We start from the raw sequence: 15,891 nt of genomic DNA, 5'->3' as shown, positions 1-15,891 counted from the left end.
GGCCCGAGGTTCGTGATGCCATGAAGGGAGTGTTCTGACATGCGTTCTCCTGGCGGATCGCAATTCGCGTCGTTGCTGGACTACATGGTGCGCCACCGGACAGCGGCCAACCTGCTGCTTGCCATCATGCTGCTCAGCGGTGTCGCCGCCGGGACGCAGATCCGCACGCAGTTCTTCCCTGACTTCGTGCATGAGAGAGTGGATGTCGATGTCAGCTGGCCGGGAGCGGGACCGGAGGACATGGACCGGGCCATCGTCGAAATTCTCGGGCCGCCTCTCCTGGCGATCAACGGCGTGGACGAAGCCACGTCCGTCGCCCGGGAGGGCAAGGCCAGCATCGAACTTGAATTCGAAGACGGCTGGGACATGGGGCAGGCCACCGACGAGGTGAAAGCCGCCGTCGACCAGGCGCGCTCGAGCCTGCCGGACGGGATCGACGAGCCTGTCGTCAGCCGCAGCGTCTACAGCGACCGGGTGACCGATGTGGTCGTTTACGGACCTGTGGACATCGATCAACTGGCCCGCTTCGCGGAAGACCTGCAAACCGTGTTTTTCCGTCAGGGCGTGACCCGGGTGGAGATCAGAGGGCTCGCCGATCCGATCATCCGGGTCAATGTCGGTGAAAGCATGCTCGTGCGGCACGGGCTGACCCTTGCGGAGATCGCGGACACCGTCTCGGCGGAGATGGAGACCACTCCGGCGGGCGATATCAGCGGCAGCGGCGCGCGGCTGCGGACAGGGCAGACCCGCCGATCCGAACAGGAACTTGGCGAGATCGTCCTGAAAGCGCCCTCCCAGGGAGAAAAGCTGCGGCTGCGCTCGGTGGCGGACATCGTCACGGAAGGCGTGGAAAGCGGGCGCGCCTATTATCACAAGGGCATGCCCGCTGTCCTGCTGCGGGTCAGCCGCAGCGCCCAGGGAGACACGATCGAGATCCAGAGAGCCGTGGAGACAATCACGGCGGATTTCCAGCGCACGCTGCCCGAAGGCGTGGTCGTCCAAATGACCAATACCCGGTCCCAGGAGATTATCGACAGGTTGGACATTCTTGTCGAAAACGGGATTTTCGGACTGGGTCTGGTTCTTCTGTTCCTGTTTTTGTTTCTGTCCGCGCGCACGGCTTTCTGGGTGGCGGCGGGTATTCCAGTGGCGATGGCCGCCACGATCGGCCTCATGTATGTTTTCGGGCTGACGCTGAACATGATCTCGGTCTTCGCCTTGATCATCTGTCTCGGCATCGTCGTCGATGACGCCATCGTGGTCGGGGAACATGCCGATTTCCTGCACAGACGCGGATATACGCCCGCAGAGGCCGCCAGCCTCGCCGCGCGGAGGATGACGGCGCCGGTGTTCAGCGCCTCGATCACCACTCTCATCGCCTTTGTCGGCCTGATGGCCATTACCGGACGGTTCGGTAGTCTTGTCGCCGATATTCCCTTCACCGTCGCGGTGGTGCTGATCGCCAGCCTGGTTGAATCCTTTCTGATTCTGCCGGCGCATATGAACCACGCCCTCTCGGCGAGCAAAAAGCAGCGCTGGTACGACTTGCCGAACAGGCTCTTCAACCGCGGATTTGTCTGGTTCCGGGAGACCCTGTTCCGCCGCTTCATCGCCTGGATCGTCACCGTCAGATATCCGGTAATCGGATTTGCCGTGATGGTCCTGGCACTGTCCGTGTCGCTGTTCTTCGACGGTACTGTGCGCTGGCGTTTCTTCAACGCGCCGGAGCGGGCGGTGGTCTCCGCGAGCATCGCCATGATGCCGGGGGCGAAACGCGACGACACCAAGGCGATGATCGCGGAGATGGAACGGGCTCTGGATGTGGTCAATACGCGCTATGCCGGGGAATACGGCAGCGAGCCGGTCATCTTCGCCCTGTCCACGGTCGGGGCGACCGCCGGACGCGGGCTCAGCGGCGCCGATACCAAGGATGTCGACCAACTCGGCGGGATATCCATCGAACTTCTCGACCCGGACCTCAGGCCCTATTCCGCATTCCAGTTCATCGGGGACTGGCGCGCGGAAATCCGCCAGCCGCCGCTGCTGGAAACACTCGCCTTGCGCGGCGAACGTTCCGGTCCCGGCGGCGATGCGATCGACGTCAGGCTGTACGGTTCGTCCACCGAAGCCCTGAAAGCTGCCGCGGAAAGCCTCAAACAGGCGCTTGCGCCGCTGGAGGGCGTCAGCGCGCTTGAGGATACGCTGGCTTACGACAAGCCGGAACTGAGCCTGACGCTTACGCCGCGCGGCGAAGCGCTTGGTTTTACCACCGATGATGTCGCCCGCATCCTGCGCAACCGGCTGGAGGGTATTGAAGTCGCCGAATTTCCGGTCGGCCGGCGGACGGCGACAGTGAAAGTGCTGATGCCGGACGAGGAGGCGGATTCCTCCTTCCTCTACACGACCCGGGTGCGGACAGAGGCCGGGACCTACGTTTCCCTGAGCGAGATCGTCCGTGTGGACAGCTCCTACGGCTTCGCGTCAGTGCGGCGCAGCGACGGCCTGCGCACCTTGCAGGTGACCGGCGACGTGTCGGAGGACGATCCGGAGGCGGCGGCCCGGGTGACGGAGCTGCTGCAAAACGAGTTCCTGCCGCAGCTTGCCGCGGAGTTCGACGTCGAAAGCGAAATGGCGGGCCTTGCGGAACAGGAAAAGTCGTTCCTGTCCGACGCGATGATCGGTTTCGCGCTCTGTCTGGCCGGCATCTATCTGACCCTCTGCTGGATCTTCGAATCCTGGACCCGGCCGCTGATGATCATGATCGTCATTCCCTTCGGCTGCGTCGGCATGATCTGGGGCCACTACCTGCATGGGGTGCCGCTGTCCATGTTCTCGGTGGTCGGATTCATCGGCATGGCGGGGATCATCATCAACGACAGTATCGTGCTGGTCACGACCATTGACGAGTACGCGAAGGATCATCCGTTCCGCGAAGCCCTGACCAACGGTGTTTGCGACCGGTTGCGGGCGGTCATCCTGACGACCGCGACGACGGTTTTCGGACTTGCTCCGCTGCTGTTCGAAACCAGCCGGCAGGCACAGTTCCTGTTGCCGACGGTGATCACGCTCGCCTACGGGCTGGGTTTCGGCCTGCTGCTGGTCATCCTGCTGACGCCGGCGCTTCTTGCCGTGCAGAGCGACTTCGGCAGGTCGATCGCCAGCGGCCGGCGGCTGCTGAAGGTCCGGGGCCGGCGTTCCCTACCGGGCAGAGAAGTATAGAACGGCCTGCTTTCGTCAAGAAAGCGGCCCGGTCCGGCACTCAAAATGAATTACCGGACGAGCGTTGATCCGGATGCGGTCAAAGGAACACCGAGACCAGGTTCGGCCATGTGAGCAGAGTGAGCAGGGCCAATAGCTGGATGCCGATAAAGGGCAGGAACCCCTTGAAGATATCGGTCAGCGAAATGTGCGGCGGGGCGACCGATTTCAGATAGAACGCGGCCGGGCCGAAGGGTGGGGACAGGAAGCTGACCTGCATGTTCATCGTGAACACCACCCCGAACCAGATCGCGACATGCCTGGGCTCGACATTGCCGAAGAAGCCGAGTTCTTCGACAGGCATCGCCAGGACGATGGGCAGGAACACGGGCATGATCAGCAGGACGATGCCAACCCAGTCCATGAACATGCCCATGATCAGGAAAACCACCATCATCACAAGAATGATGCCCATCGTGGGAAGCTCGGTCCCGACAATCAGCTTGGCCACATAGGTCGGGCCGCCGACCAGGGTGTATGCGGCGGCGAGCGCCGCCGCGCCGACAGTCACCCAGATTATGGTGCCGGTGGATTTCATGGTGCGCATCAGCGAATCGAGGAGAACGTTCAGGCTCATTTCCCCGCGCAGGACGGAAATCACGAAGACGGCGACCACACCCATCGCGGCGGCCTCGGTGATGCCGGTGATGCCGCCGTAGATCGACCCGAGCACGACGCCGATGACGACGAGCGGCGCGACCAGACCCTTGCCCATCTCCCAACCGCGCCGGATGCCGTCGCGACCGAAGACGAATTCCATCAACAGGCCGCCGATGATCAGGATGCCAATCTGATAGGGCATGGCCGATGCCATGCCCCAGGTGATCGGATCGACACCCTCCGTTACGGCGTTCGCTCCGGTGGCTGTGAAAAACAGGGTGCGTACCAGCAGCAGGGCAGTGGCCGCCAGGACGATCACGGTCATGAAACCGGCAAACAGAACCGCTTTCTCGCGGCCGGGCGGATCGTTCGGATCCGGTTCGGGCAGGGGCGCCTGGTCCGGGTTCAACTGGGTCCGGACGACAATGTAGATCAGGAAAAACGCGGCCAGCATGAAACCCGGCAGGAACGATGCGGTGAACAGGGCCTTGATCGAGGTTTCCGTGACCAGGCCGTAGAAAATGAGGACGATGGAGGGCGGGATCATGGTGCCGAGCGAGCCGCTGGCGCAGATCGTGCCGATGGCGAGGTTCTGGTTGTAGCCGAGCCGGAGCATCTGCGGCAGCGCGATCAGGCCGAGCAGGACGACTTCACCGCCGATGATGCCGGACATGGCCGCCATGATCACGGCCATGATCGACGTCACGATCGCGATGCCGCCTCGCGTTCGGCTGAGCCAGACGTTAAGTGAGGAATACATGTCCTTGGCAATGCCGCTGCGTTCCAGCAATGCCGCCATGAATATGAAAAGGGGGACGGATATCAGGACATAGTTCGTCATCTGCCGGTAAATCGCCTGGCCGATGACAGCCAGCGGCCCCCGCCCGAAATCCCGGAACAGCAGGTCCGGTCCGAATTTCAACACCAGAATCGCGCCGGCCAGAGTGGCGGATGCAAATCCCAGCGGCATGCCCAGAGCCAGCAGCAGGAACAGGCCCAGCAGCAAGAGAAGTGAAATCGTCCCGACGTCCATCCTGCTAACCCTCAATATTCTTGCGTATGAGTTCGATCTCGTGCTCATCGATCTCGTCGACGGGCAGGTGAACTTCCGGTGCCTTGTTCCAGTCGGCGATCAGGTTGGACAGAGCCTGGATGGCCACCATCAGCACGACAATCAGAATCGCGGGCTTGATGGTGGCCGGGATCGGCGGATCCCATGCGGTTCCGAAGGTTTCCCAGCGGAAAAACTTGGCGACCGCCTCGTTGTATCCCCCCCAGATCAGCAAGAAGGTGAAGACCCAGATCAGCAGAACCGAAAACACATCCGAAAGCTTCTGGAGCCAGCGGGGAAACAGATCGTAGATGATGTAGATGCGAATGTGGCTGCGTTGCTGCATGGCATAAAGCCCCGCGAGCAGGAACACGAACCCCGCGATCCACAGCGACAGTTCATTCGCCCATAACGTCGGTTTTTCGAAAACGTAGCGGGAGACGACTTCAAAGAACATGACCAGCACGATGCAGGCGGTTGCGATCATGGACAGGCGCGCGCAGATCAGACTGACTATGTCGAAGAAACCGCAAGGCTCGGGCTCAATCACACCGCGCCTGTCGGACAGATAAATGCTGGCCGAAAGCAGGGCAATGGTTGCCAGGATCAGAGTCGCGAAAACCACCGGTGTTTCCCCGGGTGACAGGACCTGCTTCATGTTGAAATCGGCGCCCAAAAACAATCCGCTCAGGATCAGCCAGAGCACAAACGCAACGGTGCCGGAAAAACTGGTCCACATGATCATCCGGACCGGTTTTCTGGCAGAGCCCAGCCACACGCTTTCCGCTTGAACAGCCACAACGCCCTCCCTTGCGTTTCAACAGCCCTGCGTGAAAAACGAGCCCCGAAGGGCTCGTTCAAGTCTCACTCGTGCGAGGCGCTTAAGTCTACTGGATTTTTCCGATGCGGCGCAGGAACGCGCGATGAGCCTCGACCAGCGCCTTGGCTTCCGGTGTCTTCTCGGCCCATCCGTCCCAGGCGCGTTGTGCGCCGGCGCGGAATTCCGCGCGGTCCTCCGGCGACCAGTCGTAGAGCTTCACGCCTTTTTCCTTCAGCATGGCAGCGGCTTCTTCGTTGGCGATATGGATCGTCATCGACGTTTTGAAAGCCAGTGCCTGTGTCGCCGTTTCGATGATCGCCTTGATGTCGTCCGGGAAGCTGTTCCAGACCTCGAGGTTAAACGTCACGTGGTCTACCGGCATCGAGTGGAAGCCAGGATAGGTGGCGTGTCCGACAATGTCATAGAGGCCGAGGCCGACATTGTTGGCGAGGCTGGATGCATCCGCGCCGTCAATGATGCCGGTTTCAAGCGACGTGAAGACTTCCGTGAAGTCGATGACGATCGGGGAAGCGCCCAGTTCGGCGAAGATTTCGGTTTCGAGGCCCGGAGGAGACCGGAATTTCCAGTCCTTCAGGTCTTCGGGGCCTGCAATCGGGCGGGAAGAGGACATGGCTTCCTGACCACCGGTCCACCATCCGACGAGATGCATGTTATGCGCCTCGTAAAGTTCGTTGGCAGCCTTTTCACCACCACCGAAATAGTAAAAGCTGTAAAGCTCCCAAGGCGTGTCGTAGCCGCCCATAGGGTCACCCACGAACTGGAAGGCGGGGTTTTTACCCGTCTGGTAGGCGCCACCATGCATTTCACCGTCGAGAATGCCGGTCGCAGCTGCGTCGAACCCCTCCACGGTGGCGACGACGGCCGACGACCAGAACATTTCGATATGGACACGGCCACCCGACATGCGCTCGATATTGTCGATGAATTCCTGCGCAAGCTGGCCCGAAACGGCTTCGGGTGAATAATGCGTCTGCATGCGAAGATTAATCTCGGCCGCAGATACGCCGGTCGCAAGACCTGCGGACAAGGCGGCAACGGCCGCCAGATTTCTGAATTTCATAGTCTCTCCTCCCAGTTCCGTTGTTCCCTCCCAGAGAACGCGCGGGGCCCGTGCCGGTTTTCGCGGTCTACGAGCAACACCGTGTTCTACAGCTAAAGCTGCCACGGCAACATGTCAATATTTGCTATACCTGAAGATTTTTGCTTGGTATACCAAATACAGTTTCCAGTTCGATGGAAGTCCTTTATCAAGGCCGGAAACTCGAACCGTTTTGAGACTTGTCCCGTGGCACTGAAACAAGAAAATACGATCGACCTTCCTTCCCTGCCGCGCCAGCGGCTCGGTGAACAAATCGCCGATGTCCTGCGCGAACAGATCCTCCTGGGTCAGCTGTCTCCGGGGAAAAACATTCCGGAACGTGAAACCGCGGCCGCGCTCGGCGTCAGTCGAACGCCACTGCGCGAAGGACTCCTGGTGCTGGAAGCGGAGGGCCTTGTTGAAATGTCGCCCTCCAAAAGTCCGGTCGTTGCAAATCCCTCGTTCGTCGAGGTGAACCATCTTCTGCTGGTGCAGTCCGCGCTGGAGGAACTTGCGGGAGAATGCGCCTGCGACGAGGCCACCCAGGACGAAATCGACGAGATCGGGGCCATGCACCAGATGATGGTCGCCAATGTGCAGGAACCCGACCAGATAAAGTTCTTCCAGATCGATATGGCGTTTCACGAGGCGATCGTCGCCTCGACGAAGAACCCGTCGCTGATCAAGACACACAAACAGTACCATTCACGCCTTTGGCGCGTTCGGTTTCTGTCCGCCCGGCACCGGGAGGCCCGGGACAAGGCCATGGTCGATCATGGCCGCATAGTCGAAGGACTTCGGCTACGCGACAAGGATCAGGTCTCCTCCGAAATCAGGATCCATCTCCGTCGTGCGATCGAAAATATCAGAATCGTGTTTGCCGAGGAGGAAGCCTCCAAGTCGGCCACCGATTGAGGGCAAGGAGGAAATGGATGACTATTTCCCGGAGTTCTTGGCCGTTTCCTGTTTGCGGCAGAACAATGATCTGACAATCCACACAACCCGGGAATGACCGCGCTCTATCTCTAACGCTACCAGAACGAAGGATACACGCCGGAAGAACCTCAGTCCGGACGGCCCGTCATCGGTATCGCCCAGTCCGGTTTCGAACCTGCTCCTGGCGGCAAGATCCAACTATTGCTCGGCGAACCGATCAAGGCAGGCCTCCGCGAGGGAGGCGGGGTTCCAATTGAGTGTCCCGCGCATCCCCCCGCACGGGAACGGCAAGAGGCCCGCAGCGACGCTGGACTGGAATCTCGCCTGTCCGGGGCTGGTGGAGGTGTTGCACGGCTATCTGTCCAACGGGGTTGTTTGAGGCAAAGCGAACCATTGATCCCAGGAGTCAGCCCGGCGGGAAGGTGATAAAAATGGCAGACGATCTTTTTGACGTATCGGGAAAAAACGTTCTGATCTCCGGCGGCAGCAGGGGGATCGGTCTTGCCATGGCGGAAGCGTTCGCCGTGCGCGGGGCGCGGGTCATCATTACCGGGCGAGACGAAAAGACCTTGCGGACCGCCTGTGAAGCCGGAGGGTCCGCTTCGAACCCGATGGCCTATGAAATTTGCGACGTCAGCGACACGGACACCATCACAGCCTGCGTTGAGGCGGTTGTCTCCGAATTCGGCCAGATCGATGCCCTGATCAATTGCGCCGGCGTGAATATCCGCAAGCCGGCCGTTGAGTACACGCCTGAAGAATTCGACACGATCATGGATATCAATCTGCGCGGCGCGTTCTTCATGGCGCAGACTGCCGGCAAGCAGATGATCCGTCAGGGCAATGGCTGCGTGATAAACGTGGACAGCCTGTCCACCTTCAGTTCCCTTGCCCAGGTCGCGCCCTATGGGATGTCGAAGTCCGGCCTGTCCAGCATGACCCGCGTGCTGGCTCTTGAATGGGGAAAGCATGGTGTGCGGGTGAACGGCCTGGCGCCGGGCTTCATTCTGACCGATCTCACCGAAAAGCTGTGGTCTGACCCGAACCTGCAGTCCTGGAACCGGACAGTCACGCCGCTGGGGCGCATGGGCACCGTGGACGACCTGATCGGCACGGCGATCTTTCTGGTCTCGCCCGCGGCGGCTTTTCTGACGGGGCAGACGATCAGGGTGGATGGCGGCGCATCAAGTGGCATCAACTGGCCGATTGACGGGGAATACGACGTCACTCCACGCGCATAGATTATCCTCCCGCGCTCAGATAAACGCGGGAGGCCGGTCTGTCGGGTTAGCGCAGCATTGCCGGGGCGTCGTCGGGTACAGGTGCCGCCGGCTGTCTGGTATCGGCAAAGGCGGGAACCGCGGCTTCGAACGCGTCCAGCCAGGCGACCAGCGCTGGATGGTCCTGACGCCACTCACCGCCGAAGCGCATGTCGAGATAGCCAAGGGTGCAGGCAAGCGTCAGCGTGCCCGCCGTAACGTCGGCCTGGGTCGCCGGCGCGGGCGGCGTGTTTGCCTCGAAATACGCCAGGCCGCGTTCCATCTTTGCCGCCTGATAGGCATCCCATGCGGGATCGCGGTACTTCTTTTCCTTGAAGCGCTTTTCATAAACCCGAAGGATGGCGGCATCCATGATGCCGTCTGCCAGCGTTTGATCGCGCAGCACGGAGAAACGGGCTTCGCCGGCTGGAAAGAGCTTGTCACCGCCGGCCAGGAAATCGAGATATTCCACGATGACAGCGCTGTCATAAAGCACGTCGCCGTTTTCCAGAACGAGCGCCGGAATTTTACCGAGCGGGTTCTGGCTGCGAATGCTGTCGGATGGGTCGGCCGTGCTGGTATCTTCGACCGCGATCCGGTCCTTCAGGCCGAGGATCGCCATTGCGAGTTTCACCTTGCGGCCGAAAGGCGAGGGGGGAGACGAACGTAATTTCATCATGGTCCTAACTCCGGAACAGAGAGACTTGGGGAATGCGGCGGCCTGGTCTTACCGGGCGCCGGGTGGGGGAACGGCGAGGCTGGCGGACCGGCATCCTGCCCGGTCAACGGCGGGGCAGGAGCGGAACGCCAGGTCCTTCGTCAGGCAGATGCGGATTTCTTCCAGCTCGCCCTGATCGCAGGTGACGGCCATGGCATCTTCCCGCAAGCCCGGATTTGCGAGGCGGAAGGCCTTTTCAACGGTTGCCGGAGCGGCCTTGCCGCGCTTGTCCAGTTTTGTGAAGACGCCCGGAATGGCGATCTTTTCGAAAGCCTGACGGGTCAGGCTGAAATAATCCTCGGGATCGAGGCCGGAGCAGGTGCCGTGCTTGCGCCACTGATGGAAGACAAGTGCATGACTGGGCATGATGTCTTCCATATCTTCGGCGATCCGGCGATCGATGCGCTCCGGCATGCCCGGACAGGATTGCGGGTAGCCCTGCTCATGCTGCGGCCACAGGCCGTGAACCACAAAGCGGTAGGGATCGCTGACGCCGCACTGGTGCGGATTGGCGGCCTCGCCCTCCTGCTTGCAATAAGTCGGTGACCAGGAAAGGGAAAGGACGAAAAAATCGAATTCCCCGGGCTGGTCCGCCATTGCCGGCGCGGACATGAGGCCCGCCAGCAGGCAGACGGTCATCAGCCATGCGCGGCTCGGGAGCGCCATCGGAAAAGACCTTTTGTGGTTCAGCGCGGGCGGGTCGTGCTGCAATGGTCGCCATAGACGTGCCATTTGTCGAGAGGCGCCATGCAGGCTTCCACGTTCCAGCCAAGGCCGAGAAAACCGGCATTTTCCTCAACGAGATAATGGACCGACCGGATGCTGCCGTCGGAGAGGCTGGCCTTGCCGCGGCAGTATCGGCGGGCAACCGGACTGATGTCTACCTGGTAGCCGGTTTCGCGAATGTCATCGATGCCCATGATGGTGCGGCCGTCGTAATAATCCCGTCTGGCGCTGGCAACCGAACCGGCAACGGCACTTTGCACGGATGCCGCGGTGCATTCGGGCAGACGGTTTTCACCGCCGAAGGAAAAATAGATGCGGTTTTCTTCCGCCGAAGCCGGCGCTGCAAGGCTCGCGCAGACGGTCAGGGCAGTCAGAAAAAAGCGGGCGGAACGGGCAACATGCACGGCAAGATCTCCGGTATGCAAACAATGAGGAAGACGATGAGGGAGGGCGGGCCGGAGGTCAAGCATTGATCCATGCAAAAGCGATTGGGCCCGGGCGGTTATTCGCCAATGAGCTGAGTGACATTCCAGCCTGCTCCGGGCCCCAGATGCAACACGTCGCTAAGCCATGGCAAGATCACGCGCATTTCGCCTGCCAGTGTGAAAGGCGCGTTGACAAGCGTCATGCCGGAGCCCAGCATTCTCGTATCCGGACCGCTTTTACCGGCATTGAGTTCCAGCGTCAGCACATCGCGCAGACCGGCCTCCCTGAACGCCTCGTGCATCCGCCGGACCGCTCTTGCGTCCTTCAGCGGATACCAGATGGCGTAGGTGCCTCCGGGCCACTTCTTCCAGCCACCGACGACCGCTTCGGTCATCCGCTCGAATTCGCCGGTCTCTTCGAAGGCGGGATCGATCAGCACGAGCCCGCGTTTCTCCTTGGGCGGCAGAAAACCGCCCAGCGCGAGCCAGCCGTCCAGGTGAATGGTCTTGACCTGATGGTCCCCGGTGAAGAGATCCGACAGGGTTTTGAAGTCCGCCGGATGCAGTTCGGTCAGGGTGAGCCGGTCATTGGGACGCAACAGGTTGCGCGCCAGCAATGGTGAGCCCGGGTAAAGCTTCAGTCGGCCGCCCGGATTGAGCTCGCGGACGACGTCAAGCCAGGGGGTCAGAAGTTCGGCAACCGGAGCCGGTACGCCGGCCGCCAGTATTCTGCCAATCCCCTGTTGCCATTCCCCGGTCTTCTGCGTTTCCACCGAGGTGAGATCGTAGCGGCCAGTGCCGGCATGCGTATCGAAGACTCGGAAGGCCTTGTCCTTGCGCTTGAAATAGACAATGAGCCTCGACAGAACGGCATGTTTCAGCACATCGCCGATATTTCCCGCGTGGTAGGCGTGCCGGTAGTTCATGCGTGCCGGTCCCGATCTGCCGGCTGTGGCGGGCGTTTGAGGTAAATGACGGCCTTGTCTCCGTGATCGGCTTTGCCGATCTCCTCAAACCCCAGCCGCTTGTGAAACTTCAGGGATCCGGGATTGGGGGGACGCTCGTTGACTTCGCAGACGAAGCTGCGTCCGGAGCCGGCAAGATGCCGAAACAGCCCGTCGTAAAGCGTCTCGCCGATTTTCCGTCCGCGCTGTTTTTCGTCAACGGCGATGCGGTCGGTATAGGCAAAATTCGAGAAACGCTCGCTCAGCCAGCGATAGTTCCGGCTGTCATATGCAGTGCCGTCGCCGATACACAGAAGGAACCCGGCGGGCATATCATCGATGTCCGCAACCAGGCAGATCAGCGCGGAATTGACGAGGTCGAGCAAATCCTCGGCTGTCAGTTCATTGACGGCCGGAACGGCTGAGTTGTTCAAGGGCAGAAGTTTGCTCAGATCGCCGGGCCGGAAAGGTCGCGCGATTGCGGAGGAAGTCGGCCTGGATGTCATGAAACCACCTGGATCAGCCTGCTGGAATGGGCAACGGCATGAAAGCGAAACACTTGTGTTATTCGATAGCGTGCCTCACGGAAACCGCGTTCGCGCGCCAGAAGACAAAATCGCCCGAGCGGCATTCCGAGCCGCCTTATAGAGCCTTTTGCGGTGAGATTGAAGCGCCTGTCCGATTGTAGCAAAGCGCGAACCGCGCCAGCGCGGCGGGAGACAGGCGCCGGGGTGTTTGCAGGCAGCGCCCCGGCCGGACAAGACGCCAGTTCGCCGGAGCTGAAGCCTGGCGGCCGGGTGAGATGGTTCATTCCGGGGTAAAAGAATTTGGCCGGAGTAAAAGAAATTGGCCGGAGTAAAAGAAATTGGGCGTGGCTGAACCACGCCCAAATCGCTCACCTGACTGGGTGAGTGACTTTCAGTTCTCGACCGGCTGGCTGTCTTGCTCGACAGGATTACCGTCTTCATCGAGAGCCTGCAGGTCGACGGCCTTCGGACCCTTGCCACGGCGATCCGGCTCGGTTTCGAAAGAAACCCGCTGGCCGCTGTCGAGCGAGGTAAAGCCCGATCGTTCGACGGCGGAGATATGCACAAACACATCCGCGTCGCCTTCATCCGGTGTGATGAAACCGAAGCCCTTGTCTGACTTGAAGAACTTCACCGTGCCGGGCTGACGCGGACCGCGTTCGACCGGAGCCATGTCCCGGTTCGGGCGCTGCTGACGGAATCCGTCACCTTCTCCGCCGCCGTAGCCTGCGCGGCCGCCAGCGTAACCACCGCCTTCGCGATTGCCGCCGCCGTAGCCGCCGCCGGAATAGCCGCCGCCTTCGCGATTGCCGCCACCGTAGCCACCGCCGGCTGGGCCGCCGCCTTCGCGATTGCCGCCACCGTAGCCACCGCCGGCTGGGCCGCCGCCTTCACGATTGCCGCCGCCGTAACCTCCGCGGCCGCCACCGCCGTAGCCAGCACCCTCGCGATTGCCGCCGCCGTAACCACCGCCGGAATAGCCACCGCCTTCGCGATTGCCGCCGCCGTAGCCACCACCGGAATAGCCGCCGCCTTCGCGATTGCCGCCACCGTAGCCACCGCCGGCTGGGCCGCCGCCTTCACGATTGCCGCCGCCGTAACCGCCGCGGCCACCACCGCCGTAGCCGCTGTTTCTGTCGTCGCGGCCGTGGCCGCCACCATAGTCATTGTCGCGTCCACCCCGGTAGCCGCCATCACGGCCACCGCCAAAGTCACCACCACCGAAATCGCTTCCGCCGAAATCACTGCCGAAGTCTTGCGGACCGCCAAACTCGCGTTTGCCGCCGCGCCGACCACGCGACCGCCGGTCCGAATCGCCATCGTGCATTACCAGATCACCTTACCTGCTGCGCCCTTTCGGCACATACCGACCAATCTCACCCGCCTTCACAGTCGAGTCACCCCAACCAGGCGCACCCGGTACGCCTGTTCAACATCCCTGGATCGGGTTGAAACACTCCTGCCGCATCCCTATCCAGCCGCTGCGCTTTCATCATAAGGGCGTGATGGACAAAACCGCAAGAGAATCCTTGGTCCGCGCGCTAATTCGAGGCGTTTTTAGGAGGCCAGGTATTTGACCAACTGGACAAGTCCGGGACGGTTCCGTCACATGTTTTCCGGGTTGCTTCTTCCAGCAGGACGAGTCCGGTCCCGTTCCAGACCCACCTGTTCCAGAGGCCGCATTCGCCGACACCGGAGCCCTTGAAGTAACTGACAAGCTGCTGATCCGCCGGAGACCACTTTGCATTGTAGATCAGATCGGTTGCCACCGGACCCTTTTCCGACATGCGGGCCACATGGATCTGCCGCGCAGCACCGTCCTTGCCGGAGAGGACGGCGACATAGGGGCTGTTATAGGCCGTCGGGGCTCCGCAGGGGACGATATAGAGCGATCCGTTTTCGTCCAGGGGGACGCGCACCGCGTTCAGACCGGCGAAGATTGCCGGATCGATTTCGGAACACAGGCGGTTGGCGGACCAGACCGCGGCGACTTCCGGCGGAAGCTGATCCGCGCTGACCAGCGGTATGGCATGGGGGGCATCCTTGGCGGGGTCCGCGCCGGGAGCTACAATAGCCGCAACGGTACCTGTGCGGTCCTGTTGATTGTCGAGCCACAAGAAACCGGCCTTCAGACCTTGAAGGGAAACAGGAACCGCGACGGGATCGGCATCCTTTGCCGCGGGCAGATGGATTGTCAGTTCCCGGCCTGCCTGCATGGCTTGAAGCAATGTCACGGTCACCGGGCCCGTCGGATACCAGAACCCCTCACCGCCGAGCGGGCGGAAGCCGGCCGGAGCGGTCACGGTGGGCTGCATTTCCCGAAGCTGCTCGATCGGCAGTGCCTCGATCTCGGTCCCGTCGACGTCGAAGCGCAGGATCCCCTCCTGGGGCAACTCGGTATTGGTGGTCAGACGCACAAGAGGCTGGGCTTCCGCCTGCCAGTCGCGCACGATGCGCAGATCCACCCACACCGACTGTGTGCGGGTAAAGGACGACGCGAAACACACTCCCGTATTGCCGCAATCGACGGTCCAGCTTTCGAAGCCGGGCGGCGTCCGGCCCGGCTGCGCCGACGCGCCGGAAGCGATGACAAGCGCCGCTGTGGCAGAAATCAGAAATGTTAAAAGTCTCAGCGTCATTAGCCGGTTACCCGATTATGGTTGCCATCTTTTCAGCGGCCCATACATCTTGTACGAAATGCACGCGGCAAGGTGAAGCCGCTAGTGACCAGAAACACGACGGCGGTCGCCTTTGTCCCGCATTTCCTACAAGGGCGGACCGGCGTTGCTGCCAGAGGAGCCGGATGTGACTCAAGGGACTTCAAATGCCGACGGAGAAAACGCAAAAGACGGCAATGAAGACGATATGCCGCCGATCCAGGTCATGGTCATCGTCGTTACGCCATTCCAGCAGAACTGTTCGCTGATCTGGGATCCGGCAACCATGCGCGGCACGGTGATCGATCCGGGCGGCGACGTGGAGCGGATCCGGACAGCCATCTACAATCAGGGGGTCAAGGTCGAAAAAATCGTTCTAACTCATGGACATATAGACCATGTCGGAGGAGCCGCCGACCTGGCCGAAGCCCTCGGGGTGCCCGTGGAAGGACCACATGAAGCCGACCAGCCGCTGATCGACAGGGTGGCTGACCAGGCCGCGCAATTCGGTGTCGACGGGGTCAGGCCGGTGATGCCGGACCGCTGGATGGCCGAAGGCGATCAGGTCGAGATTGCCGGCCGCATGTTCGACGTCCTGCACTGTCCCGGACACTCGCCGGGGCATCTCGTATTCTACGACAAGGACCTGCGGTTCGCGATTTCCGGAGATGTTCTTTTTGCCGGCTCGATCGGCCGGACGGATCTGCCGGGGGGCGACCACGCAACCCTGATCAGGTCGATTCAGGAAAAACTGCTGCCGCTTGGAGACGACGTCTCCTTCATTCCCGGTCACGGACAAGCCTCGACCATCGGTCACGAACGTGAGACCAATCCGTTCCTGACCTGATGCTCCGAGGTCTTGACGTCGTTC

The 15,891-nt window shown here is 61.3% G+C and carries 14 protein-coding genes; 4 read left to right on the top strand and 10 right to left on the bottom strand.

Annotated features, from left to right (window positions below; genetic code table 11):
• Positions 1–39 precede the first annotated feature (39 nt).
• Positions 40–3,219 (top strand): efflux RND transporter permease subunit, encoded by a 3,180-nt coding sequence (locus CLV41_RS18005; protein WP_103223812.1) that lies wholly within the window; start codon positions 40–42, stop codon positions 3,217–3,219.
• A gap of 79 nt (positions 3,220–3,298) precedes the next feature.
• Here the strand turns inward: CLV41_RS18005 and CLV41_RS18000 are convergent, their stop codons facing one another.
• The 3 genes from CLV41_RS18000 to CLV41_RS17990 form a co-directional block, all read right to left on the bottom strand.
• On the bottom strand, positions 3,299–4,891 hold the full coding sequence (locus CLV41_RS18000) for a TRAP transporter large permease (RefSeq protein WP_103223811.1): 1,593 nt from the start codon (positions 4,889–4,891) through the stop codon (positions 3,299–3,301).
• A gap of 4 nt (positions 4,892–4,895) precedes the next feature.
• Positions 4,896–5,708 carry a TRAP transporter small permease subunit gene (locus CLV41_RS17995; protein WP_235867170.1) on the bottom strand — a complete coding sequence of 271 codons (813 nt, stop codon included), beginning with the start codon at positions 5,706–5,708 and terminating at the stop codon, positions 4,896–4,898.
• 88 nt (positions 5,709–5,796) lie between these two features.
• Positions 5,797–6,810 carry a TRAP transporter substrate-binding protein gene (locus CLV41_RS17990; RefSeq protein WP_103223809.1) on the bottom strand — a complete coding sequence of 338 codons (1,014 nt, stop codon included), beginning with the start codon at positions 6,808–6,810 and terminating at the stop codon, positions 5,797–5,799.
• 225 nt (positions 6,811–7,035) lie between these two features.
• Between CLV41_RS17990 and CLV41_RS17985 the strand changes: the two genes are divergently transcribed.
• Positions 7,036–7,743: a GntR family transcriptional regulator gene (locus CLV41_RS17985; RefSeq protein ID WP_208987579.1), complete on the top strand. Its 708-nt coding sequence runs from the start codon at positions 7,036–7,038 to the stop codon at positions 7,741–7,743.
• Positions 7,744–8,195: 452 nt separating this feature from the next.
• A complete protein-coding gene (locus CLV41_RS17980; RefSeq protein ID WP_103223807.1) occupies positions 8,196–9,005 on the top strand; it encodes an SDR family NAD(P)-dependent oxidoreductase in 810 nt (269 codons plus the stop codon).
• Positions 9,006–9,051: 46 nt separating this feature from the next.
• Here CLV41_RS17980 and CLV41_RS17975 read toward each other — a convergent pair whose 3' ends face one another.
• The 7 genes from CLV41_RS17975 to CLV41_RS17945 form a co-directional block, all read right to left on the bottom strand.
• Positions 9,052–9,702, bottom strand: coding sequence for a glutathione S-transferase family protein (locus CLV41_RS17975; protein ID WP_103223806.1), 651 nt, complete (start codon positions 9,700–9,702; stop codon positions 9,052–9,054).
• A gap of 48 nt (positions 9,703–9,750) precedes the next feature.
• Positions 9,751–10,407 carry a ribonuclease T2 family protein gene (locus CLV41_RS17970; protein WP_103223805.1) on the bottom strand — a complete coding sequence of 219 codons (657 nt, stop codon included), beginning with the start codon at positions 10,405–10,407 and terminating at the stop codon, positions 9,751–9,753.
• A 20-nt stretch (positions 10,408–10,427) separates the two neighbouring features.
• Positions 10,428–10,871 (bottom strand): hypothetical protein, encoded by a 444-nt coding sequence (locus CLV41_RS17965; protein WP_208987578.1) that lies wholly within the window; start codon positions 10,869–10,871, stop codon positions 10,428–10,430.
• 98 nt (positions 10,872–10,969) lie between these two features.
• A complete protein-coding gene (locus CLV41_RS17960) occupies positions 10,970–11,818 on the bottom strand; it encodes a 23S rRNA (adenine(2030)-N(6))-methyltransferase RlmJ (protein WP_103223804.1) in 849 nt (282 codons plus the stop codon).
• Entirely contained in the window at positions 11,815–12,342 is a 528-nt protein-coding gene (locus CLV41_RS17955) for a GNAT family N-acetyltransferase (RefSeq protein WP_103223803.1), read from the bottom strand. The genes CLV41_RS17960 and CLV41_RS17955 overlap by 4 nt, the downstream gene beginning before the upstream one ends.
• A gap of 412 nt (positions 12,343–12,754) precedes the next feature.
• Positions 12,755–13,690 carry a cold-shock protein gene (locus tag CLV41_RS28340; protein WP_103223802.1) on the bottom strand — a complete coding sequence of 312 codons (936 nt, stop codon included), beginning with the start codon at positions 13,688–13,690 and terminating at the stop codon, positions 12,755–12,757.
• 214 nt (positions 13,691–13,904) lie between these two features.
• Positions 13,905–15,002 carry a DUF1176 domain-containing protein gene (locus tag CLV41_RS17945; RefSeq protein WP_103223801.1) on the bottom strand — a complete coding sequence of 366 codons (1,098 nt, stop codon included), beginning with the start codon at positions 15,000–15,002 and terminating at the stop codon, positions 13,905–13,907.
• Between the two features lie 226 nt (positions 15,003–15,228).
• Here CLV41_RS17945 and CLV41_RS17940 point away from each other — a divergent pair, with 226 nt between their 5' ends.
• On the top strand, positions 15,229–15,867 hold the full coding sequence (locus CLV41_RS17940) for an MBL fold metallo-hydrolase (RefSeq protein WP_103223913.1): 639 nt from the start codon (positions 15,229–15,231) through the stop codon (positions 15,865–15,867).
• The last annotated feature ends 24 nt before the right edge of the window (positions 15,868–15,891 follow it).

It is taken from the genome of Roseibium marinum (assembly GCF_002906165.1).
Taxonomy (GTDB): domain Bacteria; phylum Pseudomonadota; class Alphaproteobacteria; order Rhizobiales; family Stappiaceae; genus Roseibium; species Roseibium marinum.
This window is presented reverse-complemented; position numbering and strand designations above follow the sequence as displayed.

What these genes read in the sequence shown, in the direction of transcription:
- CLV41_RS18005 (WP_103223812.1), top strand. Translation starts at nt 40, where the DNA reads ATGCGTTCTCCTGGCGGATCGCAATTCGCGTCGTTGCTGGACTACATG.
- CLV41_RS18000 (WP_103223811.1), bottom strand. Translation starts at nt 4,891, where the DNA reads ATGGACGTCGGGACGATTTCACTTCTCTTGCTGCTGGGCCTGTTCCTG.
- CLV41_RS17990 (WP_103223809.1), bottom strand. Translation starts at nt 6,810, where the DNA reads ATGAAATTCAGAAATCTGGCGGCCGTTGCCGCCTTGTCCGCAGGTCTT.
- CLV41_RS17980 (WP_103223807.1), top strand. Translation starts at nt 8,196, where the DNA reads ATGGCAGACGATCTTTTTGACGTATCGGGAAAAAACGTTCTGATCTCC.
- CLV41_RS17975 (WP_103223806.1), bottom strand. Translation starts at nt 9,702, where the DNA reads ATGATGAAATTACGTTCGTCTCCCCCCTCGCCTTTCGGCCGCAAGGTG.
- CLV41_RS17970 (WP_103223805.1), bottom strand. Translation starts at nt 10,407, where the DNA reads ATGGCGCTCCCGAGCCGCGCATGGCTGATGACCGTCTGCCTGCTGGCG.
- CLV41_RS17960 (WP_103223804.1), bottom strand. Translation starts at nt 11,818, where the DNA reads ATGAACTACCGGCACGCCTACCACGCGGGAAATATCGGCGATGTGCTG.
- CLV41_RS17955 (WP_103223803.1), bottom strand. Translation starts at nt 12,342, where the DNA reads ATGACATCCAGGCCGACTTCCTCCGCAATCGCGCGACCTTTCCGGCCC.
- CLV41_RS28340 (WP_103223802.1), bottom strand. Translation starts at nt 13,690, where the DNA reads ATGCACGATGGCGATTCGGACCGGCGGTCGCGTGGTCGGCGCGGCGGC.
- CLV41_RS17945 (WP_103223801.1), bottom strand. Translation starts at nt 15,002, where the DNA reads ATGACGCTGAGACTTTTAACATTTCTGATTTCTGCCACAGCGGCGCTT.
- CLV41_RS17940 (WP_103223913.1), top strand. Translation starts at nt 15,229, where the DNA reads ATGCCGCCGATCCAGGTCATGGTCATCGTCGTTACGCCATTCCAGCAG.